The sequence below is a fragment of the Streptomyces sp. NPDC090741 genome (assembly GCF_044769045.1).
In the GTDB taxonomy this organism is placed as follows: Bacteria; Actinomycetota; Actinomycetes; order Streptomycetales; family Streptomycetaceae; genus Streptomyces.
Genome location: NZ_JBIVXF010000005.1, coordinates 471,202 through 495,539, shown reverse-complemented (window position 1 = coordinate 495,539; position 24,338 = coordinate 471,202). Strand labels below are relative to the sequence as shown.

Annotated in this window: 18 protein-coding genes; 9 read left to right on the top strand and 9 right to left on the bottom strand. The window is 70.6% G+C overall.

The features are described 5' to 3' along the window. The first annotated feature begins 34 nt into the window (after positions 1-34). The 3 genes from ACIQU4_RS17230 (at position 35) to ACIQU4_RS17220 (ending at position 2,877) form a co-directional block, all read left to right on the top strand. Entirely contained in the window at positions 35-970 is a 936-nt protein-coding gene (locus ACIQU4_RS17230) for an EamA family transporter (protein WP_403730774.1), read from the top strand. A 61-nt stretch (positions 971-1,031) separates the two neighbouring features. After that, complete coding sequence (locus ACIQU4_RS17225; RefSeq protein WP_403730771.1) at positions 1,032-1,961, top strand: DMT family transporter; 930 nt, start codon at positions 1,032-1,034, stop codon at positions 1,959-1,961. 10 nt (positions 1,962-1,971) lie between these two features. Further along, on the top strand, positions 1,972-2,877 hold the full coding sequence (locus ACIQU4_RS17220; RefSeq protein ID WP_403730769.1) for a LysR family transcriptional regulator: 906 nt from the start codon (positions 1,972-1,974) through the stop codon (positions 2,875-2,877). Positions 2,878-2,972: 95 nt separating this feature from the next. Here ACIQU4_RS17220 and pepN (ACIQU4_RS17215) read toward each other — a convergent pair whose 3' ends face one another. Then, positions 2,973-5,555: an aminopeptidase N gene (gene pepN, locus ACIQU4_RS17215; protein ID WP_403730767.1), complete on the bottom strand. Its 2,583-nt coding sequence runs from the start codon at positions 5,553-5,555 to the stop codon at positions 2,973-2,975. Positions 5,556-5,687: 132 nt separating this feature from the next. Between pepN (ACIQU4_RS17215) and ACIQU4_RS17210 the strand changes: the two genes are divergently transcribed. Further along, positions 5,688-5,918, top strand: coding sequence for a ribbon-helix-helix domain-containing protein (locus ACIQU4_RS17210; RefSeq protein WP_403730764.1), 231 nt, complete (start codon positions 5,688-5,690; stop codon positions 5,916-5,918). Beyond that, complete coding sequence (locus ACIQU4_RS17205) at positions 5,905-6,252, top strand: type II toxin-antitoxin system PemK/MazF family toxin (protein ID WP_403730761.1); 348 nt, start codon at positions 5,905-5,907, stop codon at positions 6,250-6,252. The genes ACIQU4_RS17210 and ACIQU4_RS17205 overlap by 14 nt, the downstream gene beginning before the upstream one ends. A gap of 54 nt (positions 6,253-6,306) precedes the next feature. On the opposite strand, the gene ACIQU4_RS17200 is transcribed toward ACIQU4_RS17205, so the two are convergent. Next, positions 6,307-7,335, bottom strand: a complete 1,029-nt coding sequence (locus ACIQU4_RS17200; protein ID WP_403730758.1) for an aspartate-semialdehyde dehydrogenase — start codon at positions 7,333-7,335, stop codon at positions 6,307-6,309. A gap of 251 nt (positions 7,336-7,586) precedes the next feature. Here ACIQU4_RS17200 and ACIQU4_RS17195 point away from each other — a divergent pair, with 251 nt between their 5' ends. Beyond that, positions 7,587-9,077: a M28 family metallopeptidase gene (locus tag ACIQU4_RS17195; protein WP_403730756.1), complete on the top strand. Its 1,491-nt coding sequence runs from the start codon at positions 7,587-7,589 to the stop codon at positions 9,075-9,077. Positions 9,078-9,166: 89 nt separating this feature from the next. Here the strand turns inward: ACIQU4_RS17195 and ACIQU4_RS17190 are convergent, their stop codons facing one another. The 3 genes from ACIQU4_RS17190 to pepN (ACIQU4_RS17180) form a co-directional block, all read right to left on the bottom strand. Further along, complete coding sequence (locus ACIQU4_RS17190) at positions 9,167-12,493, bottom strand: S8 family serine peptidase (protein ID WP_403730754.1); 3,327 nt, start codon at positions 12,491-12,493, stop codon at positions 9,167-9,169. 347 nt (positions 12,494-12,840) lie between these two features. Next, positions 12,841-13,800 carry a hypothetical protein gene (locus ACIQU4_RS17185; RefSeq protein WP_403730751.1) on the bottom strand — a complete coding sequence of 320 codons (960 nt, stop codon included), beginning with the start codon at positions 13,798-13,800 and terminating at the stop codon, positions 12,841-12,843. 168 nt (positions 13,801-13,968) lie between these two features. Next, positions 13,969-16,563: an aminopeptidase N gene (gene pepN, locus ACIQU4_RS17180; RefSeq protein WP_403730748.1), complete on the bottom strand. Its 2,595-nt coding sequence runs from the start codon at positions 16,561-16,563 to the stop codon at positions 13,969-13,971. Between the two features lie 125 nt (positions 16,564-16,688). On the opposite strand from pepN (ACIQU4_RS17180), the gene ACIQU4_RS17175 reads away from it, so the two are divergent. Continuing rightward, positions 16,689-17,336: a DsbA family protein gene (locus ACIQU4_RS17175; RefSeq protein WP_403730745.1), complete on the top strand. Its 648-nt coding sequence runs from the start codon at positions 16,689-16,691 to the stop codon at positions 17,334-17,336. A 152-nt stretch (positions 17,337-17,488) separates the two neighbouring features. On the opposite strand, the gene ACIQU4_RS17170 is transcribed toward ACIQU4_RS17175, so the two are convergent. From ACIQU4_RS17170 to ACIQU4_RS17160, 3 genes are all read right to left on the bottom strand, one after another. Beyond that, complete coding sequence (locus tag ACIQU4_RS17170) at positions 17,489-18,145, bottom strand: superoxide dismutase (protein ID WP_403730742.1); 657 nt, start codon at positions 18,143-18,145, stop codon at positions 17,489-17,491. Positions 18,146-18,305: 160 nt separating this feature from the next. Further along, complete coding sequence (locus tag ACIQU4_RS17165) at positions 18,306-19,721, bottom strand: amino acid permease (RefSeq protein ID WP_403730739.1); 1,416 nt, start codon at positions 19,719-19,721, stop codon at positions 18,306-18,308. A 77-nt stretch (positions 19,722-19,798) separates the two neighbouring features. Beyond that, positions 19,799-21,226, bottom strand: coding sequence for an amino acid permease (locus ACIQU4_RS17160; RefSeq protein ID WP_403730736.1), 1,428 nt, complete (start codon positions 21,224-21,226; stop codon positions 19,799-19,801). A gap of 286 nt (positions 21,227-21,512) precedes the next feature. Here ACIQU4_RS17160 and ACIQU4_RS17155 point away from each other — a divergent pair, with 286 nt between their 5' ends. After that, positions 21,513-22,094 (top strand): biotin transporter BioY, encoded by a 582-nt coding sequence (locus ACIQU4_RS17155; protein WP_403730733.1) that lies wholly within the window; start codon positions 21,513-21,515, stop codon positions 22,092-22,094. A gap of 78 nt (positions 22,095-22,172) precedes the next feature. Here the strand turns inward: ACIQU4_RS17155 and ACIQU4_RS17150 are convergent, their stop codons facing one another. After that, positions 22,173-23,606 carry an amino acid permease gene (locus ACIQU4_RS17150; protein WP_403730730.1) on the bottom strand — a complete coding sequence of 478 codons (1,434 nt, stop codon included), beginning with the start codon at positions 23,604-23,606 and terminating at the stop codon, positions 22,173-22,175. Positions 23,607-23,824: 218 nt separating this feature from the next. Here ACIQU4_RS17150 and ACIQU4_RS17145 point away from each other — a divergent pair, with 218 nt between their 5' ends. Next, positions 23,825-24,310, top strand: coding sequence for a ribose-5-phosphate isomerase (locus tag ACIQU4_RS17145; protein ID WP_403730727.1), 486 nt, complete (start codon positions 23,825-23,827; stop codon positions 24,308-24,310). The last annotated feature ends 28 nt before the right edge of the window (positions 24,311-24,338 follow it).

Genomic DNA, 24,338 nt, shown 5'->3' with positions numbered 1-24,338 from the left:
TCCTGTAAGCAGCCTACTGGGGGAGCCACCTGCCGTGAAGCGTCTCGCCACCGTCGCCCTGACCGCCCTCGCCCCGATCTCCTGGGGCTCGACCTACGCCGTCGCCACCGAACTGCTCCCGCCCGACCGGCCCCTGTTCACCGGGGTCATGCGGGCCCTGCCCGCCGGACTCCTGCTCACGGCGCTGGCCCGCAGAATCCCGAGCGGCGCGTGGTGGTGGAAGTCCGCCGTCCTCGGCACGCTCAACATCGGCGCCTTCTTCCCACTGCTGTTCCTCTCCGCGTACCGGCTGCCCGGCGGGGTGGCGGCCGTCCTCGGCTCCGCCGGGCCGCTGTTCGTCGTCGGACTCGCCGCCCTCGTCCTGGGGGAGCGGGCGCGCCTGAGGACCGTACTCGCCGCCGTCGCGGGGGCGTTCGGCGTGAGCATGGTCGTCCTGACCGCCGCGGCCCGGCTGGACCTCGTCGGCATCATCGCCGGTGTGGTCTCCTCCGCCTCCATGGCCGCGGGCACGGTCATGACCAAGCGCTGGGGGCGTCCGGAGGGTGTCGGTCCGCTGGCCCTGACCGGCTGGCAGCTCACCGCGGGCGGGCTGGTCATCATCCCCGTCGCGGCCCTGGTCGAGGGGGCCCCGCCCGCGCTCGACGGCAATGCCTTCCTCGGGTACGGCTACATGATGCTGATCAACACCGGTATCGCGTACTGGCTCTGGTTCCGCGGGATCGGCCGGCTCACCGCCACCTCGGTCACCCTCCTCGGCCCGCTCTCGCCGCTCACCGCGGCGGTCATCGGCTGGGCGGCCCTCGGCCAGGCCCTGTCGCCCGTACAGCTGCTGGGCATGGCGATCGCCTTCGGGGCCACGGTCGCGGGCCAGCTGTTCGCCGCCGGGACGAAGGCCGGACCGTTCAGTTCTACTGAACAGAATGATCGGAACATTTCGATGGACCTGACGGATGGCCCGGTGCGACGGTAGAGCCACTTCAAGCGAGACCAGATCAGACCAGCACCCGAGGGGGAGACACACCGTGGCCGTCATGGACAGGGTCCGTACCGGTACGCAGCACCAGCCCGAGGCCGGGCCCGGCGGCCGGGCGGCGACGGGGTCCGCCCGAATCGGCCTCCTCCTCGCCCTGGTCGCGACGGTCGTCTGGTCCGGCAGCTTCGTCGCCACCCGGGGGATGGCCGACACCGTCCCGCCCGTCCAGGCGGTGTTCTGGCGCTGGATCATCGCCGCCCTCGCCGTCGCCCCCTTCGCGGCCCGCCAGGCCTGGCGGCAGCGGGCGCTGATCCGCCGCCACCTCGGGTTCATCGCCCTCGCCTCGCTGTTCGGCGTCGCCCTGTACAACACGCTCGTGCACCAGGCCGGACTGACCACCTCCGCCTCCAACATGGGCATGATCATGGCCGCCTCGCCGGTCGTCATGGCGCTGTACGCCCGCCTCGGCGGCGAACGGCTCGGCGTCCGGCGGACCCTCGGGCTGCTGCTCGCAGCGTTCGGGGTGCTGCTGCTCGTCGGGGACGGCTCGCTCGGCTTCGACTTCGGGGCCGGCGACCTGTGGATGCTCGCCGCCGCCCTGTCGTTCGCCACGTACAGCGCGCTGCTCAAGCGCAAGCCCGCCGAGCTCGGCGGACCGGCCTTCCTGATCACCACCTTCGTGCTCGGCGCGCTGATGCTGGCCCCCGCGTACGCCGTGTCCGTCACCGTCCAGGGCGGCTTCGAGCTCACCGCGGGCACCGGCGGCATGCTGCTCTACGTCGGCGTCATGTCCTCCGCGGTCGCCTTCTTCGCCTGGAACAAGGCCATCTCGCTCATCGGCGCCGCCCGGGCGGGAGTCGTCTACTACCTCCAGCCGGTCTGCGTCGCCGGCCTCGGCCTCCTGCTCCTGGGCGAGCGGACGGGCCCGGCGGAGCTGCTCTGCATGGCGCTGATCCTCGGCGGCGTGAGCCTGGGGGCCCGCCGGTAGGTTCGGTCCCATGACCGAGTGGGACATCAAGAAGCTGCGGATCCTGCGGACCCTGGCCGACCGGGGGACCGTGACCGCGACGGCCGAGGCGCTGCACATGACGCCCTCGGCCGTTTCGCAGCAGCTGACCAATCTCGCACGGCAGTTGGGGGTGCCGCTGCTGGAGGCACAGGGGCGCCGGGTCCGGCTCACGGACGCGGCGCACCTCGTACTGAGGCACGCGGAGGCGGTGTTCGCGCAGCTGGAGCGGGCGGACGCCGAGCTGGCCGGGTACCTGTCCGGGGACGCGGGGGAGGTCCGGATCGGGGCCTTCTCCACGGCCGTGCCCGTGCTGGTGGTCCCGGCGGTGGCGGCGCTGCGCCGCAGCCACCCGGGGGTGGAGGTACGGGTGCGGGAGACCGAGGCGGCGCAGTCGTACGAGCTGCTGGCGGCCGGCGCCGTCGACCTGGCCCTCTCGCTGGCGGCGCACGCCCCGACCGCCCGGGACCCGCGGTTCACCCGCATCACGCTGCTGGAGGACCCCCTCGACGTGGCACTGCCGCCGGACCACCGGCTGGCGGCGGCCCCGGCCCTGCGGCTGGCGGACCTGTCCGGCGATCCGTGGATCTACGGAGGCAGCGGCCCCTGGCAGGAGATCGCCCGCAACGCCTGCGAGGCGGCCGGCTTCGTCCCGGAACAGGCGCACTCGGCATCCGGCTGGACCGCGATCCTGGCCATGGTCGAGGCCGGGATGGGCGTGGCCCTGGTCCCCCGCATGGTGTCGAGCCGCGCCTCGGGAGTGGCGGTGCGGGTCCTGGCCCGCGACCGCCCCACCCGCCACGTCCTGGCGGCCACCCGCCGCGGCGGCGAGGGCGCACCGGCCGTGTCCAGGGTCCTGGCCGCCCTGCGCGCCGTGGCCGCGCAGCGCACCCCGTGACCGCCACCGCACATCGGACCCCGTGACCGAACGCCGGTGCCCCGGCCCCGCGGGAGCGGGGACCGGGGCACCGGACGGTCGGGCTGCGGGGCGGCTCAGGAAGCCGACGCCGCGTCCGCGGACTGGGCCTTCAGGGCGCGGTCCACGCCCGAGCGGGACTCCGAGACCAGGCGGCGCAGGGCCGCGTTCGGCTCCGCCGAGGCCAGCCAGGCGTCCGTCGCCGCCAGGGTCTCCGGGGAGACCTGGAGCGACGGGTACAGGCCCACCGCGATCTGCTGGGCGATCTCGTGGCTGCGGTTCTCCCAGATCCCCTTGATCACCGCGAAGAACTTCTCGGTGTACGGGGCCAGCAGCTCGCGCTGGTCGGTCTGGACGAAGCCGCCGATCACCGCGTCCTGCACCGCGTTGGGCAGGTCGGCGGACTCCACCAGCGAGGCCCACGCCTCGGCCTTGGCCTCCGCCGTCGGGCGCGCGGCCCGCGCCGTGGCCGCGTGGCGCTCGCCCGCCGCCGTACGGTCGCGCTCCAGCTCCGCCGCGATGGCCGGCTCGTCCAGGACACCCGTCGCGACGAGGCGCTCCAGGAACGCCCACCGCAGCTCGGTGTCCACGACCAGGCCCTCGATCTCCGCCGCACCGTCCAGCAGCGCGGACAGGTACGTCAGCTGCCCCTCGGTGCGGGCCGTCGCCGCGAACGCGCGCGCCCACGCCAGCTGGTGGTCGCTGCCCGGCTCGGCGCCGCGCAGGTGCTCCAGCGCGGCCTCGGTCCAGACCGCCAGGCCCTGCTCACGCCACGCCGGGTCGGCGTACAGGTCGACGGCCAGCTTCACCTGCCGGTGCAGCGACTGGACGACGCCGATGTCCGACTCCTTGCCGATGCCCGACAGGACCAGGGCGAGGTAGTCGCGCGTCGCCAGCTCGCCGTCGCGGGTCATGTCCCAGGCCGAGGCCCAGCACAGCGCCCGCGGCAGCGACTCGGTGAAGTCGCCGAGGTGCGCGGTGACGTTCTCCAGCGAGACCTCGTCCAGGCGGACCTTGGCGTACGACAGGTCGTCGTCGTTCAGCAGCACGACGGCCGGCCGGGCCCGGCCGACCAGCTCCGGAACCTCGGTCAGCCCGCCGTCGATGTCCAGCTCGATGCGGTCCGTACGGACGAGCTTGCCGCCGTCCAGGTCGTACAGGCCGATCGCGATGCGGTGCGGACGCAGCGTCGGCTCGCCCTTCGCACCCGCGGGCAGTGCCGGAGCCTCCTGGCTGACCGTGAACGCGGTGATGGTGCCGTCCGCCGCCGTCTCGATGCGGGGGCGCAGGACGTTGATGCCGGCCGTCTCCAGCCACGCCTTCGACCAGGCGGTCAGATCGCGGCCCGAGGTGTTCTCCAGGGCGCCCAGCAGGTCGGACAGGCGCGTGTTCCCGAACGCGTGCGCCTTGAAGTACGCCTGCACGCCCTGGAAGAAGGCGTCCGTGCCCACGTAGGCGACGAGCTGCTTGAGCACCGAGGCGCCCTTGGCGTAGGTGATGCCGTCGAAGTTGACCAGGACGTCGTCCAGGTCACGGATGTCGGCCATGATCGGGTGCGTGGACGGCAGCTGGTCCTGCCGGTACGCCCAGGTCTTCATCGAGTTGGCGAAGGTCGTCCACGCCTGCGGCCACTTCGTGCCCTCGGCGGAGGCCTGGCAGGCGACGGAGGTGTACGTCGCGAACGACTCGTTCAGCCACAGGTCGTTCCACCACTCCATGGTGACCAGGTCGCCGAACCACATGTGCGCGAGCTCGTGCAGGATCGTCTCGGCGCGGCCCTCGTACGCCGCGTCCGTCACCTTCGAGCGGAAGACGTACTGGTCGCGGATGGTGACCGCGCCCGCGTTCTCCATCGCGCCCGCGTTGAACTCGGGGACGAAGAGCTGGTCGTACTTGGCGAACGGGTAGTCGTACGCGAACTTCTCCTGGAACCAGTCGAAGCCCTGGCGCGTGACGTCGAAGATCGCGTCGGCGTCCAGGAACTCGGCGAGCGACGGCCGGCAGTAGATGCCGAGCGGCACCGACTGGCCGCCGGGGCCCTCGTACGAGCTGTGCACCGAGTGGTACGGGCCGGCGATCAGGGCCGTGATGTACGTCGAGATGCGCGGCGTCGGCTCGAAGCGCCAGACGTTGTCCTTGACGTCCGCGGCATCCGGCGTGGGGGAGTTCGAGATGACCGTCCAGCCCTCGGGGGCCTTCACGGTGAACTGGAACGTCGCCTTCAGGTCGGGCTGCTCGAAGCTGGCGAACACGCGGCGCGCGTCCGGCACCTCGAACTGGGTGTACAGGTAGGCCTGCTGGTCGACCGGGTCGACGAAGCGGTGCAGGCCCTCGCCCGTGTTGGTGTAGGCGCAGTCCGCGACGACGCGGAGCTCGTTGGCGCCGGCCGCGAGGTGCGTCAGCGCGATGCGCGAGTCCCGGAAGACCTCGGCCACGTCCAGCGACTTGCCGTTCAGGACGACCTCGTGCACGGCCGGGGCGACCAGGTCGATGAAGGTCTCGGCGCCGGCCTCGGCCGACTGGAACCGCACGGTGGTCACGGACGAGTACATGCCGCCCTCCTGCGCACCGCTGAGATCGACTTCGACCTCGTACGAGTCGACGGTGAGCAGCTTCGCCCGCTGCTGAGCCTCTTCACGGGTGAGATTCGTGCCAGGCACGCGGTCATCTCCTTTGATGGTGACGTTGCCGGGCCATCCTTCCACGTGGGGCCGACCAGGCGCCCGTGAGTAATCCACGGGCGAACACAGAGCGGTGGCGGCCCGGGTAGCAGTCTCGGTAGCATCGCGGGTATGAAGATCAGTGTGAGCCTGCCGCAGGAGGATGTCACCTTCGTCGATCAGTACGCCGCCGAGACCGAGGCCGAATCCAGATCCGCTGTCATACAGGCTGCGATCCAGCTGTTGCGCGAGTCCGCCCTGGAGAAGGAGTACCTCGCCGCCTGGGACGAGTGGTACGAGAGCGAGGACGCGGCACTGTGGGACCGCACGGCGGGGGACGGGATTGTCGATGAGGCGCGGTGACCTCTACCTGGTCGACCTGGAGCCGGCCGTCGGCAGCGAGGCGAACAAGACACGGCCTGCAGTTCTGGTGACGAACGACGCCGCCAATCGGATGGCGGACCGTGCCGGCCGTGGTGTCCTGGCCGTGGTGCCGGTGACTTCGAACATTACGCACGTCCGTTCGTTCCAGGTCTACCTGTCCGCTGCGGAATGCGGTCTGGACCGGGACTCGAAGGCCCACTGCGAGCAGATCCGCGCGCTGGATCTCTCCCGATTCGGGCAGCGGATCGGCGCAGTGCCCGCGCAGGCACTCAAGGAGATCGACCGGGCGCTGCGCCAGCAGTTGGCGCTCTAGGCACGCCAGAGGGGCGGCACCGACACAGGTGCCGCCCCTCGGTCGCATGCGGGATCAGCCGCGGAGCTCCTCCGCGACCAGCTCGGCGATCTGCACCGCGTTCAGGGCCGCGCCCTTGCGGAGGTTGTCGTTCGAGAGGAACAGCGCGAGGCCGTTCTCGGCCGTCTCGTCGAGGCGGATACGGCCCACGTACGAGGCGTCCTTGCCCGCCGCCTGCAGGGGGGTCGGGATCTCCGAGAGCTCGACGCCCGGAGCGTCCTTCAGCAGCTCGTACGCGCGCTCCACGCTGATCGGGTTCGCGAAGCGGGCGTTGACCTGGAGGGAGTGGCCGGAGAAGACCGGCACGCGCACGCAGGTGCCGGAGACCTTGAGCTCCGGGATCTCCAGGATCTTGCGGGACTCGTTGCGGAGCTTCTGCTCCTCGTCGGTCTCGAAGGAGCCGTCGTCGACGAGGTTGCCCGCGAGCGGGACCACGTTGTACGCGATCGGGCGCTTGTAGACGGCGGGCTCGGGGAAGTCCACCGCGCCGCCGTCGAAGGTCAGCTGGTCGGCGGTCTCGGAGACCGCGCAGGCCTGGCCCTTGAGCTCGGCCACACCGGCCAGGCCCGAGCCGGAGACGGCCTGGTAGGTGGTGGCGACCATCGCCGTCAGGCCGGCCTCGTCGTGCAGCGGGCGCAGCACCGGCATCGCGGCCATGGTGGTGCAGTTCGGGTTGGCGATGATGCCCTTGGGGCGGTTCTTGATCGCGTGCGGGTTGACCTCGGAGACGACGAGCGGCACGTCGGGGTCGCGGCGCCAGGCGGAGGAGTTGTCGATCACGACCGCGCCCTGGGAGGCGACCTTCTCGGCGAGGGCCTTGGAGGTCGAGCCGCCCGCGGAGAACAGGACGATGTCCAGGCCGGAGTAGTCGGCCGTGGAGGCGTCCTCGATGGTGATCTCCCGGCCCTCCCATTCGAGGGTCGAGCCCGCGGAACGGGCCGAGGCGAACAGCCGCAGCTCGTCCACCGGGAACTTGCGCTCGGCGAGGATGCCGCGCATGACTCCGCCGACCTGTCCGGTGGCTCCGACGATTCCGACCCTCACGGTGACTCCTTATTGGTGCGTACGACGCGGGCGCGTGAAGCCATCATGCGTTCGACCCCACGAGGCTTGTCCAATCCATTGTCCGAGGAACGGACGGTGTCCCGAATGTGAACCCTCGTGACACGTTCGTGGCGGCTGTGTTGCACCCCCGCCCAGAGCCCGTTTTGCCAGGTGGAGGCCGGTTACCGTCCGGTCTGTCGCGTCCGATCGACGGACGGGCATTCCGCATATCGAACTCGGGGAGAACCACCGTGCGCGCCATCCGCCACCGCCGCCGGTCCATACCGGCCCTCGCCGCCCTCGCGGCCGCCGCCGTCGCCGCACCCGTCCTGCTGACCTCCACCCCGGCGGCCGCCCACCCGCGCGAGGGCAGGCTGGCCAAGGAACTGGTCGAGGAGGTCACCGCCCGCGGGGCCTACCGCCACCTGGCGAGGTTCCAGCAGATCGCCGACGCCAACGGCGGCAACCGCGCCGCGGGCACCCCGGGCCACGCGGCTTCCGCCGCCTACGTCCACGACACCCTGAAGAAGGCCGGGTACGACGTCTCCTACCAGGACTTCGACATCTACGAGGCGCACACGAAGACGGAGAAGACCACGGTCCTCGCCGGCGTCGACGGCGCGCCGCGCGAGCTGGCCACCGCCGCCTTCACCTTCACCAAGTCCACCCCGGCCGGCGGCCTCGTCGCCCCGCTCGCCCTCGCCCGGGTCGACGAAACCCCCGGCTGCACGGCCGACGACTACGCGAGCGGCACGTTCACCGGGAAGATCGCCCTGGTCAAGCGTGGCTCCTGCACCTTCGTGGAGAAGCAGAGGGCCGCCGCCGCGGCCGGCGCCCTCGGTGTGATCGTCTACAACCACAGCGGCACCACCCCGGTCCGGGGCGGGTTCTCCTCGCCCGCCGAGGGGATCATCCCGAGCGCCGGGCTGACCCTCGCCGACGGCGAGGCGCTGGCCGCGGCCGCCGCCGGGGGCGAGGTGACCGTACGCCTGGACCTGGACCAGGAGCACGTGAAGAAGACCACCCGCAACGTGGTCGCCGAGACCAGGGGCGGCCGCTCCGAGCGCGTCGTCACCGTCGGCTCGCACCTGGACTCGGTCCCCGAGGGCCCGGGCATCAACGACAACGGCTCCGGCTCGGCCGGCCTGCTGGAGGTGGCGCTCAAGCTCGCGGACGAGGGGGCCAACAAGAAGGGCAAGGGTCCCGCGAACAAGGTCCGCTTCGCCTGGTGGTCGGCCGAGGAACTCGGCCTGCTGGGCTCCGAGCACTACGTGGCGCAGCTGTCGGACAAGCAGAAGAAGGACATCGCGCTCTACCTGAACTTCGACATGATCGCCTCGCCGAACCCGGTGCAGTTCGTCTACGACGGCGACGACTCGGACAAGACCGGCGAAGGCGCCGGTCCGGCCGGCTCGGCGCAGATCGAGGCGCTCATCAACGGCTTCCTCGACAAGAAGCACAAGCCGCACGAGGGCAGCGACTTCGACGGCCGCTCGGACTACGGCCCGTTCATCGCGAACGGCATCCCGGCCGGCGGTACGTTCACCGGCGCCGAGGGCATCAAGACCGCCGAGCAGGCCAAGCGGTACGGCGGCACGGCGGGGGCACCGTACGACCCGAACTACCACGGGGCGGGCGACACCCTGAAGAACCTGGACCTGAAGGCCTTCGACACCAACCTGGACGTCATCGCCCACGCGGTCGGCACGTACGCCCAGGACCTGAGCTCGCTGGGCAAGTAGCCGGCGGGCGGTCCCGCGGGGGAACGGCGAAGGGGCGGGCGCCCGATCCGGGCGCCCGCCCCTCCGTCATGCGATCAGCCGGTCACCCGTTACGGGAGGACCTTCTCGATCTGGACGCTGCCGGTGCCGGCGGCGGTGCCGCGGGCGTTGAGCAGCTTGACCTCGCCGAAGAACTGACGGCCCTCGGGGGCCGGAGCGGCGGCGAGGACGTTCGCCGTGACGGACGCCGAGGCGCCGTTGGCGAGGTTCACCGCGGCGGCCTCGTCGACCTGGACGGCGCCCAGGGCGGACGAGAAGTACACGTCGCGGTAGTCGTACGTGGTGGACCCGGACGGAACGGCGTAGCCGTCCACCTGGATGGTGTAGGTACCGGCGGCCGGGTTGAGCAGGGTCACGGCCTCGTCGGAGTCGCCGTCGGCGGAGGAGCCGACCTTCACGCCGTCCTTGAGGACGGTGAGGTCGAGGTCGGCACCGGTGTCGGAGACACCGCCGATGGCCACGTCCAGGCGGGAGACGCCCTCACCGATGGTGACGGTGCTCGTCTGGCTCTCGCCGTTCGCGATGGTCGGCTTGGCGACCTTCGCGGAGCCGAGCGGGCCGCCCTGGAGCTTGCCGCCGCTGATCGCCGCGGCGTCGTTCTTGACGGTCCACTGGACCGGGGCCGGGGTGCCCTGCTTCACCTCGGGCAGGACCTTGACCGCCGGGTCGAAGGCCGCGCCCAGGACGCTGACGTCCAGCTTGAACGGGTTGTCGAGCAGCGGCGACGTACGGCGCGACTCGACCTCGATCTCCCAGACGCCCGGCTGCGGGTTCGCGTACGAGCGCAGGTCGGGGCGGCAGGCGTTCGCCGGGTTGTCGTAGTTCGGGTAGCACTGGGTGGTCGCGCTGTCCTCGACGCCCACACCGTACGGGTGGATCGAGATGAAGCGCGTCTGGCTGCCCGGCTTGAGACCGCCGAGGGCGACCTCAAGGGACTTCGCGCCCTGCGGGACGGTCACGAAGTACGACTTGTGGCTGTTGCGCTGCACCGAGGAGGTGTCCGACATCGTGAACGACGGCTTCGCCAGCGCGGTGGAGGCGACGACCGTGGTCAGGATCTGCTTGTCGATGCCCTCGGTGGTCTCGTCGTCCAGCTGCAGGATGCCGCTGTGCACGCCGGCCGTCTTGGGCTTGGCCTCGACCTTGATGGTGACCGGCTTGTTCAGCGGCAGCGTGACGTAGTCGTAGTCGCCGATGACCTTGAACGTGCCGTCGTTGTTGCGCCAGCTCAGGTTGTGCCGGGTGCCGTACTTGACGCCCGTGGTGCGGGTGACGACGACGTCGTAGACCTTCTTCTGGCCGACCTTGAGGCCGCCCTCGCGGTCGTAGAGGCCGGTGCCGAAGCCCGGGGTCTTCAGGAACTGGTCGAGCGCGGTGTCGACCGGAGCCTTGACGGTGAACTCGTTGGCCTTGGCGTCGCGCTGGAGGGACTCCCACGCGTCGACGATGTTGATGAGGCCCGCGCCCTGGGCGTGCGCCGGGACGTCGTCGATCTTCTTCGCGGTGCTGGTGAGCGCCACGCGCAGGCTCGCCGGGGTGACCGTCATGTGCTGCTGCTTGGCGGCCGAGAGCAGCAGGGCGCTGGCGCCCGTGGCCTGCGGCGAGGACATCGAGGTGCCCTGCAGCATCGAGTAGCCGGCCGGCAGGTTGTAGCCGGCCTCCTTCACCGGGGAGCCGGGCAGCCAGGTCTGCGTGGTGTTGATGGCAGCGCCGGGGGCGGTGATGGTCGGCGTGAAGCCGCCGTCCTCACGCGGACCGCGCGAGGAGAACGGGAACATGTCGTACTTCTTGGTCACGCCGGAGCCGTAGTTCGCGGCCCAGGTCTCCTTGGAGACCGCGGCACCCACGGAGATGACCTTGTCCGCGAGACCGGGGTCGCCGATGGTGTTGACACCGGGGCCCTCGTTGCCCGCCGAGATGACGAGCTGGACACCGTAGGTGTCGATGAGGTTCTTGTAGAGCTCGGAGCGGGCGTTGTTGCCGTCGTTCAGCGCCGGCAGGCCGCCGATGGACATGTTGACGATGTCCACACCGCGGTTGACGACGAGGTCGATCATGCCCTCGGTCAGCGCGACGTTGGTGCAGCCGCCGGACCAGGAGCAGGCGCGCGAGGAGACGATCTTCGCGCCGGGCGCCTCGCCGTTCATCTTGCCGCCGAAGAGGCTGTTGGCGGCGGTGATGCCGGCGACGTGCGTGCCGTGCTCGGACTCGATGACGCCGATGTTGACGAAGTCGGCCTTCTTGCCGACCCAGTCCCCGCCCAGCGGGTCCATCGGGACGTCCTTGCGGATCTGGATCACGAACGGGATCCGCTCGGCGACGTCGGTCGCCGGGTTGTCCGTGCCGAAGTAGCCGATCTGGTAGCCGTCCTTGTACGGCTTCATCGGCTCGTTGTTCGTGAAGTCGCCGTCCTGGTCGGTGTCGACGCGGACGGTGCCGGCGGCGGCGTCGTAGAGCATGCCGAACCGGTCGGTGGTGTCCCCGTCCCGGTTGACGTCGCCCTTCGCGTCACCGGTGGCGGTGATCGACTCGCTGAACCGGCTCCACTGGTACGAGCCCTCCGGAGCCTTCCAGCTCTGGCCGCCCGCGGAGAAGGTGCCGCCCGCGGCCGTCACCGGGGTGATCTGCGCGCGCCAGGTGGCGTCGTTGTCGGTGATCGGGTCGGTCGCGGTGACCCAGTCGACGATCTTGCGCTCACCGGTGGTGGTCTTCTGGAGCGCCGGGTGGCCGAGGTCGACGCCCGAGTCCAGGATGCCGATGGTCACGCCGCGGCCGTCGGCCTGGGGGTTCTTGGCGACGAAGTCCACCGCGCCCGTCTCGAAGGACGGGTTGTACGGGTTCTTCGCGGGGGTGTTCTTGTCCGGCCCCGGGTAGGTCTCGGAGGCGGTCTTCCCCACCGTCCCCGAATCCTTGCCCGCGTCGGGACGCGGGTCCGAGAGCTGGATCTCGTGCTTGAGGTCCAGGGCGTGCACCGAGGACAGCTTCGCGGCCGCCTTCAGCGCGGCTTCGGCCTTGGCGGTCGGCAGCGTGGCCCGCACATAGCCGAGCTTGTCGTTCGTCTGCCCGACCGAGGCGCCCTGGACCGCACCGAGCTGGTCGGCGACCTGCTTGGTCTGGCCGGGGGCGGTGGCCACCATGACGGTGACGGTCGCGTCACCCTTGGCCTTGGCCTGCTGGAGCAGCTCGGCGTCCGCCGAGCCGATCTTCTCGTCGGCGGACTTGACGGCCGGGTTCGTGCCCGGGGTGCCGGCGGGGCCGTTCGCCGCGAACACGGGCATCGCGCCCGCGGTCGCCAGCGCGGCGACCAGGCCGGCCGCGGCCGCGACGCGCGCGACGCGTCTGGCCCCGGATATGGAGCTGGGGGATTCGAGGGTCATCAGCATCCCTGGATAAGTGAAAGATACGGTCCGGATTTCGGTGCCGGATGACCGGTCAGCTTTGCGCAACCGACCGCTCTTTGGGGAGGCTTGTCATTGACCGAGACCTGACATGGCGGACTCTCGCCAGGTCGGGTCATATGCCATCGAGGCCGTACCGGGGCGTACTCACACGAATCACAGGGGTTGAAGAGTTGCTTTGTCGACTTCCCGACCTCGTCGCGAGGGTGAGGCGGTGTGCGGTCTCAGATCGGGTGTGACAACTTCGGGCGTCTCAGCGCACGCGCGTGCGCGCGTGATGCTCCGTCAGACGGGCGTACGGGACCGGCCGGCGTCGGCCGGCTCCCTCACCTGGGCAGGACGACCAGGTATGCGGCCGGTTCGCGGTCGGCGGACGCCGTCAGCGCGGTCCGGACCACCGCGGCCTGCTGCTCGGGCCAGTCGCGCAGCTTGCGCGGGGTGATGTGCAGGACGGTCACCCCGAGCCGCTCCAGGGTCTCCCGCTTGCGGACGGCCTCCGAGAACTGCTCGTCCTCGCCCTGCCGGGGCGCGCGGGTGTCGATCTCCACGGCGACGGCCTGGTCGGGCCAGTACGCGTCGACCCCGCCGAGGTGCGGGCCGCCGGGCAGGCGCAGGTCCACGTTCCAGACCGGCTCGGGGAGCTCGTGGCCCCGTACGAGCTGGTACAGCCGGTCCTCGGCGATGGCCCGGCCCTCCGCGAGCAGGGACTCGACGGCGTCCACGACGTGGGAGCGATTCAGCAGTCGGGCCACCGTCAACTCCCGTACGACGGCCGCTGGTTCGCAGTGCCCGCCGCGGACGGCCTCGCTGAGCAGGCGGCGTACGGTGCCGGCGTCGGAGAGCTGGGAGACCGCGTCGGCCAGCGCCCGGGCCACGGGGGCGACGGGCAGCCCGGTCACCTGCTGCGGGCGGGGCGGGGTGTGCGTCCGCACGATCCGGACGGTGCCGACGGAGCGGAGCCGGCGGGTGTGGGGCACCAGCACGTCGATCTGCGTGAGGGCGAGCAGCGCGGGCGCGGAGGCGAACCGGTACAGCGCGAGGGCCGCGAGCCCGGTGACCATGGCCTCGCCGCTGCGGCGGCCCGCGTACAGCAGGGCGGCGTGCAGGCGCTCCTCGCTGGTCGCGGCGCCGGGGTGGAGGAGGAACACCCCCGGCAGGATCTCCTGCCAGGGCCGCTCGGCGGCTTCGGAGGCGCTGACGCCGTGCTCGCGGAGCTGGGCGAGGCTCATGATGCGGGGGCGGCTGCCGGTGAGGTGGGCGAGGGGGAGGGGTGCGTCGTGGTTCATGCGGCGGAGATTCCCACCCGCCCCGGCCCTGCTAACCCCTGTTACGCACCCGTCGACAAAACCGGACAAGACCGCACTAAAGTACGGCCGTTCGAAAGCCGATAGCGCCGTTCGCATCCCTCGGCCGGGCCGGTCCGCCAAGGCGGCCCGGCCCGGCCGACGCGTTCGCTAGACCGCGGCCGAACCCGCGGCCGAACCCGCGGCCGAACCCGCGGCGGAGGCCGCGTCGCAGGCCTGCGCCCGCAGCGCCCGCGCCAGGTCGTCACGGGCCTCCAGCACCAGGCGGCGCAGCGCCGGAGCGGCATCGGCGTGCGCGGCGAGCCAGGCGTCCGTGGCGGCCAGCGTCGGCTCCGAGTCCTCCAGCGAGGGGTACATCCCCTTCACCACGTGCATGCCGATCTGGATCGACCGGTCCGCCCAGATCCGCTCGATCACCTCGAAGTAGCGCCCCGCGTAGGGCGCCAGCAGGGCCCGCTGCGAAGGCTGCTGCATGCCCGCGATCGTCGCCTCCACCAGCGCGTTCGACAGGGCGTCGGACTCGACGACCGCCGCCCACGCCTGGTCCTTGACCGCCTCGGACGGCCGCGCCGCGAGGCACCGCACCTGGTGCCGCTTGCCCGACGCCGTGTCGTCGCGCGCCAGTTCCGCCGTCAGCACGGCCTCGTCCACCGCGCCGTGCGCGGCCAGCGGCAGCAGGAAGTCCCACCGCAGCTCCTGGTCCACGTCCAGCCCGTCGATCCGCGCCGAACCCTCCAGCAGCCCCAGCAGCAGCTGGAAGTCGCCCTCCGTCGCCGCGCCCGCCGCGAAGAAGCGGGCCCAGGTCAGCTGGTGCTCCGAGCCCGGCTCCGCCAGCCGCAGCTCCTGCAGCGCGACCGCCGACAGCACCCGGCCGCCCTGTTCGCGCCAGCCGGCCGCCGCGTAGTGCGTGACCGCGGCCAGCACCTGCGAGTGCAGCATCTGGAGCACGCCGACGTCGCTCTCGCGGCCGGCGTGGGCCAGCACCATCGAGATGAAGTCGCGCGCCGGCATCAGCCCGTCACGCGTCAGGTTCCACAGCGCCGACCAGCACAGCGCCCGCGCCAGCGGGTCCGCCACGCTCCCGAGCCGCTGGCGCAGCGTCGCCAGCGAGCCCTCGTCGAAGCGCATCTTGCAGTACGTGAGGTCGTCGTCGTTGACCAGTACCAGGTCGGGCCGCTCCTGCCCGGCCAGCTTCGCCACGACCGTCGAGGCGCCGGCCACGTCCGCCTCGGCCTGCGCGTAACGGACCAGCGCGCCGTCCTCCAGCCGGTACAGGCCGACCGCCACCCGGTGGGGGCGCAGCTCGTCGCCCTCCTGGACCACCGACAGCTCGGTCACCCGGCCGCCCGCGTCGTACGTCACCACCGGCGTCAGCACGTTCACGCCGGCCGTCTGGAGCCAGGCCCGCGACCACTCGGCCATGTCCCGCCCGGAGACCTCGCCGAGCACCGACAGCAGATTGTCCAGCGTGGTGTTCCCGTACGCGTTGGCCTTGAAGTAGCGCCGCGCGCCCTCCAGGAACGCGTCCCGGCCCACGTACGCGACGAGCTGCTTGAGCACCGCCGCGCCCTTGGCGTACGTGATGCCGTCGAAGTTGAGCTTCGCGTCCTCCAGGTCACGGATGTCGGCCGTGATCGGGTGCGTGGAGGGGAGCTGGTCGGCCCGGTACGCCCACGCCTTGCGGTTGTTGGCGAAGGTCACCCACGCCTGGTCGAAGCGGGTCGCCTCCACCTGCGAGAAGGAGCCCATGAAGTCCGCGAAGGACTCCTTCAGCCACAGGTCGTCCCACCACTTCATGGTGACGAGGTCGCCGAACCACATGTGGGCCATCTCGTGCAGGATCGTGTTGCAGCGGCGCTCGTAGGCGGCCCGCGTCACCTTGCCGCGGAAGATGTACTCCTCGCGGAAGGTCACCATCCCCGGGTTCTCCATCGCGCCCAGGTTGTACTCGGGCACGAAGGCCTGGTCGTACTTCCCGAAGGGGTACGGGTAGTCGAAGTGCTCGTGGAAGAAGTCGAAGCCCTGCTTGGTGACGAGGAAGACGTCGTCCGCGTCGAAGTGCTTCGCCAGCCCCTTGCGGCACATCGCGCCCAGCGGGATCGTCAGGTCCCCGCGCGTGTAGGTGTCCGTCACGTAGTGGTACGGGCCCGCCACCACGCACGTGATGTACGTGGAGATCGGCGCGGTCTCGGCGAAGCGCCGGGTCTGGCCCTCGCGGGACTCCTCGGCGCCGTTGCTCCAGACGTGCCAGCCCTCCGGCGCGGTCACCTCGAAGCGGTACGGGGCCTTCAGGTCGGGCTGCTCGAAGTTCGCGTACACGCGGCGGGCGTCGGCCGGCTCGTACTGCGTGTAGAGGTAGACCTCGCCGTCCTCCGGGTCGACGAAGCGGTGCATTCCCTCGCCCGTCCGGCTGTACGCGCAGTTCGCGTCCACCACCAGGACGTTCTCGGCGGCCAGATCGGCCAGCGCGATCCGCGCCCCGTCGAAGACGGCGGCCGGGTCCAGCTCCCGCCCGTTGAGGGTGACGGAGTTCACCGACGGGGCGACGAGGTCGGCGAAGGTGGCCGAGCCGGGGGCCGCGGCCCGGAAGCGGATCGTGGTCACCGAGCGGAAGGTCCGGGGACCGTCGGCCGGTTCGGCCTCGTCCACGGCGGACCTCAGGTCGAGGACCACCTCGTACCCGTCGACGGACAGCAGCTCGGCCCGCTCGCGGGCCTCGTCACGGGACAGATTCTCTCCGGGCACGTGCACTCCTTCGTGCGTGATCGCGATACCTGACGGAATCCTCGCACGGGGGAATGCGGGCGGGCCCGGCCTGGTTGGCGAGGGGGAATCACGACCAGTGATGCACACGCGACTCTAGGAGAGACATGGCCGACACCCAGGTGCGCGAGAAGACCCCGGTCGACTTCTGGTTCGACCCGCTCTGCCCCTGGGCCTGGATGACGTCCCGCTGGATGCTGGAGGTCGAGAAGGTCCGCGACGTCGAGGTGCGCTGGCACGTGATGAGCCTCGCCGTCCTCAACGAGAACAAGCTCGACGAGCTGCCCGAGCGCTACCGCGAGCTGCTCGGCCCCAAGGGCTGGGCGCCGGTCCGCGTCGTCATCGCGGCCCAGCAGAAGCACGGTGAGGAGATCACCGGCAAGCTCTACACCGCGCTCGGCACCCGGATCCACAACGAGGACAAGGGCGCGACCCGCGAGGTCATCGCCGAGGCGCTGGAGGAGGTCGGCCTGCCGGCCGAGCTGCTCGCCTACGCCGACTCCGACGAGTACGACCAGGTGCTGCGCGACTCCCACAACGACGGCATCGAGCGCGTCGGCCAGGAGGTCGGCACCCCGGTGATCTCCGTGCCCGGCGCCGAGGGCGACGAGGTGGCCTTCTTCGGTCCGGTCGTCACCCCGACCCCGCGCGGCGAGTCCGCCGCCCGGCTGTGGGACGGCACCCTGCTGGTCGCCTCCACCCCCGGCTTCTACGAGATCAAGCGCACCCGCACCAAGGGCCCGTCCTTCGAGTAGGCCTGCTGTCGAACACACGGAAGACCCCCGCAAGTCACGTCCTTGCGGGGGTCTTCCGTTGAACACCCCCACACGCGAAGGCTGAGAAGACGATCACGAGGCTGGGGGCACCTCCCGGCCGAAGGCTGGGGGAGGGCTCGGTGGAGCTGTGATCAGCCCTTGACGGGGATCAGCAGCGGGGTGTTGGCCTTGGCGTCGGCGTAGCGCCCGGCCACGTCCTGCCAGTTGACGACGTTCCACATGGCCTCGATGAAGTCCACCTTCTGGTTCTTGTACTGCAGGTAGAAGGCGTGCTCCCAGGCGTCGAAGACCAGGATCGGAACCGAGGCCTGGCCGACGTTGCCCTGGTGGTCGTAGACCTGCTCGACGATCAGACGGCCGCTGATCGGCTCGTACGCGAGCACGCCCCATCCGGAGCCTTGCGTCGCGGAGGACGCGAAGGTCAGCTGCTTCTTGAACTTCGCGAAGGAGCCGAAGGACTCGGCGATCGCGTCCGCGAGCTCTCCGACGCCGTCCGCGGCGGTGGGCTCGCCGCCGCCCTCGCCGGTCTTCGGGCTGGCCATGTTGTGCCAGTAGATGCTGTGCAGGATGTGGCCGGAGAGGTGGAAGGCCAGGCTCTTCTCCAGGCCGTTGAGCGCGCCCCAGTTCTCCTTGTCGCGCGCCTCCGCCAGCTGTTCCAGCGTGGTGTTGGCGCCGGCGACGTAGGCCGCGTGGTGCTTGTCGTGGTGCAGCTCGATGATCTGCGGGTTGATCACCGGCTCCAGCGCCGCGTAGTCGTACGGAAGCTCAGGAAGCGTGTAGATGGCCATGCGTGTTATCCGGTCCCCTCAGCGTGCCAACTGCTTATTGCAATCAATGCGCAACTGCACGCTAGCAGCATCTATTCCAGTGATCACGTAAGGGTCACCCCTGTAAAACGCGGGTGGGCCCCGTGCGAACGCACGGGGCCCACCGGGGACGGGGCATGTCTCAGCGGGCGGTCGCCGCCCGGCGCTGCATCACGTAGCCGGTCGCCGCCAGGGCGGCGGTGAGGCCGCCGGTGAAGACCACCTGGACCCGGGTGTCCTGGTCCAGAACCATCAGGACCAGGACCCCGGCCACACCGGCCAGCGCCACCCAGGTCAGGTACGGGAAGCCCCACATCTTCACGACCAGCTTGTCCGGAGCCTCCCGCTCCAGCCGGCGCCGGAGCGCGAACTGCGAGACGGCGATGAACCCCCAGACGACGAGGATGACCCCGCCGACCATGTTCAGCAGCCAGGCGAACAGGGTGTCCGGGTACCAGTACGACAGCAGCACGGTGACGAAGCCGAACCCGCAGGAGGCGAGCACCGCGCGGCGCGGCACCCGGCCGCTGACCTTGCCCAGCGCCTTCGGACCCTGGCCGCGGGAGACGAGCGAGTAGGCCATGCGCGAGGAACCGTAGATGTTGGCGTTCATCGCCGACAGCAGGGCGATCAGGATGACCGCGTTCATGATCTCGCCGGCGGCCGGGATCCCCAGGTGGTCCAGGGCGGCCGCGTACGGGCCGTCCTCGGTCACCGCCGGGTCGTTCCACGGCAGCAGAGTGACGATGACCAGCATGGAGCCGACGTAGACGATCGCGATCCGCCACATGGTGGTCTTCACGGCCCGGGCCACGCCCTTGACGGGGTTCTCCGACTCGGCGGCCGCGATGGTCACCGTCTCCAGGCCGCCGTACGCGACGACCGAGGCGAGCAGTCCGACCAGCAGGCCGTCCATGCCGTTGGGCAGGAACCCGCCGTCGTGCAGCAGGTTGGCGGTGCCGGGGGAGGAGGTGCCGGGCAGCAGGCCCAGGACGGCCAGCACGCCCAGACCCAGGAAGAGCGCGATCGCACCGATCTTGAGGGCGGCGAACCAGAACTCGAACTCGCCGAAGTTGGAGACGGCGGCCAGGTTGGAGCCGCAGAACAGCGCCATGAAGGCCAGCACCCACATCCAGGACGGGGTGCCGGGGAACCAGCCGGTCATGATGTGCGCCGCGCCGATCGCCTCGATGGCCACGCCCACGCACAGCAGGGTCCAGAACATCCAGCCGGCCGTGAACCCGGCCCACGGGCCGATCGCCCGGTCCGCGTGCACGGAGAACGAGCCGGAGGCGGGGTTCGCGGCGGACATCTCGCCGAGCATCCGCATCACGAACATCACGAGCAGACCGGACACGGCGTACGCGATCACGATCGAGGGACCCGCGGCGGCGATGCCGGCGCCGGAGCCCACGAAGAGGCCGGCGCCGATGACCCCGCCGAGGGCGATCATCGAAAGGTGGCGCTGCTTGAGGCCGTTGCCGAGGGGGGATCCGCCGTCGGCCGGCGCTGCCGTGCCGTGCTGCTGTTCGGGGGGTGTGATGGTGCTCTGACTCATGGGGTCATAGTGCCCACTGTCCGATTATCGAACATTCTCTGTCCAATATCCGGACAGCGGGCCGGTTCGTGCAGGCGTCAGACAGCCCGGCGCGCCCTGAGCTCGCGCACCCACGCCACCACGAGGACCGCCGCGGCCGCACCCGAGGACCACAGCAGCTGCGGCCGGGCCGAGTCGTCGAACAGCATCAGCACCAGCACCGCCGCCATGCCGAGCAGCGCCACCCATGTCAGGTACGGGAAGCACCACATCCGCAGCGTCAGGCGCTCCGGCATCTCCCGCTCCAGTATCCGCCGCAGCTTCAGCTCCGAGACCGCGATCAGCGCCCACACGAACAGCAGCACCGCGCCGACCGCGTTGAGCATGTAGAGGAAGACCGTGTCCGGCCACAGCAGGTTCAGCACCACCGACACGAACCCGAAGGTCACCGAGGCGAACACGGCCCGCCGCGGCACCCCGCCGCCCGACACCTTCAGCAGCGCCTTGGGCGCATCGCCGCGCTCGGCCAGCGAGAACACCATGCGCGAGGAGCCGTACAGGTTGGCGTTGAGCGCCGACAGCAGCGCCACGAACACCACGATGTTCATGATCTGGCCGGCCCCCGGGATCCCGATGGAGTCCAGGACGGCGACGTACGGACTCTGCCCCGGCTCCAGCGAGTGCCACGGCAGCAGGGTCACGATGACCACCATCGAGCCGACGTAGAAGAAGAGGATGCGCCACACGGCGCTGCGCACCGCGCGGGCCACGGACTTGGCCGGGTCGTCGGACTCGGCGGCCGCGATGGTGACGACCTCCAGGCCGCCGAAGGCGAAGATGACCGCGAGCATGCCGGCGACCACCCCGCCGAAGCCCTCGGGGAAGAACCCGCCCTGGCCGGTCAGGTTGGCCATGCCGATGGGATCCGTGTCGGGCAGCAGGCCGAAGATCGCGAGGGTGCCGAGGATCAGGAAGAGGACGATCGCGCCGACCTTGAGGGCCGCGAACCAGAACTCGAACTCGCCGAAGTTCTTCACGGCGGCCAGGTTGCTCACGGTGAAGACCACCATGAAGATCAGCACCCAGACCCACTGGTCGACCGAGGGGAGCCAGCTGTTCGCGATCTTCGCCGCGCCGGTGGCCTCCACCGCCAGCACCACGACCAGCAGGAACCAGTAGAGCCAGCCCGCCGAGAACCCGGCCCAGCGCCCCAGCGCCTTCTCCGCGTACACGGAGAACGAGCCGGAGGCGGGCATCGCCGCCGACATCTCGCCGAGCGCGCGCATCACCAGCATGGCGAGGGCGCCCGCGAGCAGGTACGAGCAGATGATCGCGGGGCCGGCGATGCCGATGCCGGCGCCGGAGCCGACGAACAGCCCGGCGCCGATCACGCCGCCGAGGCCCAGCATGGTCAGGTGGCGCTGCTTGAGGCTGTGGCTGAGGGGTTCCACGGGAAACTCGGGCCCGCCGAGAGGGTTGGGCCTGGTCGGTCCTGTGGGAGGGGTGGTGGGCAAGCGGTCGCGCATGAGTGGATGCTCGTACTCTCGTGCTCGGCAGCGGCGGTGGGGGCTCCGCATTCGGATTGGCGGGACCCTACAGTCTCACCGGACGGCGCCCATCCGCGCAAAACGGACGTGGTGTCTGAATCTGGCTCGTGACGCGGATCACTCCACCTCAGGTGTGAACCCGCCTCTTTGTGCACTCCCCACCAAACCGGTGAGCAGGGCTTTGTCCCGGCCGGAGGTGGGGCGGCGCCCGGCCGCGCACTAGCGTCGGTGATCGTCCCGTCACCCTCACCCCGCGGAGCCTCCGATGAGCACTGCTTCCGTCTCCTTCCGCCCCGGCGCCGTCCTGGCCGACCTGCTGCCCGCGAGCCGCGTCCGCGACATCGCGCTCGTCGCCGGCGGAGCCGCGCTCACCGGCCTCGCCGCGCAGATCGCCGTGCCCGTCCCCGGCTCCCCGGTCCCGGTCACCGGCCAGACCTTCGCGGCCCTGCTGGTCGGTACCGCGTTCGGCGCCCGCCGCGGCTTCCTCTCGCTCGCCCTGTACGCCCTCGTCGGCATGGCGGGCGTGCCGTGGTTCGCGGGCGGCACCTCCGGCGCGGGCGGTGCCTCGTTCGGCTACGTGCTCGGCATGCTCCTCGCCGCCACCGTCGTGGGCGCGCTGGCCCGCCGCGGCGCCGACCGCTCGGTCCTCCGTACGGCGGGCGCGATGGCGCTGGGCTCGGCCCTGATCTACGCCGTGGGCGTGCCGTACCTGGCGCTGTCCACCGGGATGTCCTTCGGCGCGGCCGTCGCGGCGGGGCTGACCCCGTTCCTGATCGGCGACGCGCTCAAGGCCGCGCTGGCGATGGGCCTGCTGCCCGCCACGTGGAAGCTGGTCGGCCGCAAGTAGCCGACCGGCCGCAGCGCAAACACGGCAGCCCCGGACCACACCTGGTGGTCCGGGGCTGCCGTGCAACCGCATACGTGCCTAGACGCGCTCGGCGGCCTTGCGGCGCACGTCGCGCACCACGCCGATGACCAGCACGACGGCGGCGACCAGCAGCGACAGCATGACCGTCTCGCGGTTGTCCTTGTCGTAGACCATGTAGCCCAGGACGAAGGTGATCATCGCGGCGGTGGCCCACGTCAGGTACGGGAAGAGCCACATCTTGACCGTCAGCTTGTCCGGCGCCTCGCGCACCAGGATCTTGCGCATCCGCAGCTGCGTCAGGCAGATCACCAGCCACACGAAGAGCGCGATCGCACCCGAGGAGTTCAGCAGGAAGCTGAAGACGGTGTCCGGAGAGGTGTAGTTGAAGTAGACGGCGGCGAAGCCGAAGACCACGGAGCCCAGGATGGCGGCCGTGGGCACGCCCCTCTTGTTGACCTTGGCGAAGATCTTGGGCGCGTCACCGCGCTCGCCCAGCGAGAACGCCATGCGGGAGGCCGTGTACATGCCCGAGTTCAGGCAGGACAGCACGGCGGTCAGGACGATCACGTTCATGATCTGGCCGGCGTGCGCGATGCCGATGGAGTCCAGGGCGGCGACGTACGAGCCCTTGTCGACGATCGACTTGTCGTTCCACGGCAGCAGGGTGAGGACGATGAAGATCGAGCCCAGGTAGAAGATGCCGATGCGCCAGATCACCGAGTTGGTGGCCTTGGTGACCGCGCGGCGCGGGTCCTCGGACTCGCCGGCGGCCAGGGTGACGATCTCGCTGCCCATGAAGGAGAAGACGACCATCAGCACACCGGTGAGGATGGAGCCCCAGCCGTTGGGCATGAACCCGCCGGCGTCGGTGAGGTGGGCGAAGCCCGCGCCCGGGTTGTCCGAACCCGGCAGCACGCCGAAGACGGCGAGCATGCCGACGATCACGAAGGCGCCGATGGCGACGACCTTGATGCCGGCGAACCAGAACTCGAACTCGCCGTAGGAGGAGACGGAGCCGAGGTTGGTGATCGTCAGGACCACCATCACGATCAGGGCCCAGCCCCACTGCGGGACGGCCGGGACCCAGCCCTCGAGGATCTTCGCACCGGCGGTCGCCTCCACGGCGAGCACGACGACCCAGAAGAACCAGTACAGCCAGCCGATGGAGAAGCCGGCCCAGCGGCCGAGCGCGCGGTCGGCGTACGCGGAGAAGGAGCCCGAGTTCGGGCTGGCGGCGGCCATCTCGCCGAGCATCCGCATCACGAAGACGACCAGCGCGCCGACGAGGAGGTACGAGATCAGGATGGCGGGGCCGGCCTTGGCGATACCGCCGCCGGAGCCGACGAACAGGCCGGCGCCAATGACGCCGCCAATGGCGATCATGGACAGGTGGCGGTTCTTGAGACCGGCCTTCAGACCGTCGGAGGGCTGACCGTCACCGTTGTTTCCGGTGGGGTTGCCTTCCTTCTGAAGGGTCGTCGTGGAGCTCATGGACGGATCCTTAGGTTCTCGGGTTGCGAGCCCCGGCATTCAAACCTGAGATGAACGCAGGGCGGAAGACCCCAATCCGGATCGTTGCTTAGGGACGAACGTCCAGGACCTTGGTCCCCCCTGTCCCATCTGCGCTCTTTGGGTTTACTTGAGCTTTAGAAGTGACTTACGCGACACCCTCTGCGGGCCTTCCGGCACGCTCGTGCCACACTCGTCCCATGCGCGTGTACCTCGGATCCGACCATGCCGGCTTTGAGCTCAAGAACCACCTGGTGGACTGGCTCAAGAACAACGGCCACGAGCCCGTCGACTGCGGGCCCCACATCTACGACGCGGTGGACGACTACCCGCCGTTCTGCCTGCGCGCCGCGGAGAAGACCGCCGCCGACGCCGACGGCCTCGGCATCGTCATCGGCGGCTCCGGCAACGGCGAGCAGATCGCCGCGAACAAGGTCAAGGGCGTCCGCGCCATCCTGGCCTGGAGCGTCGAGACCGCGAAGCTCGGCCGTGAGCACAACAACGCCAACGTGATCTCCGTCGGCGGCCGCATGCACACGCAGGACGAGGCCGTCGCCTTCATCGAGGCCTTCCTGGCGACCCCGTACTCCGGCGAGGAGCGCCACACCCGCCGCATCGACATGCTCTCCGCGTACGAGCAGACCGGCGAGCTCCCCCCGATCCCGGCCCACCACCCGCAGGGCTGATCTTCCGCTTCACCGTGCCGCCGAGGCC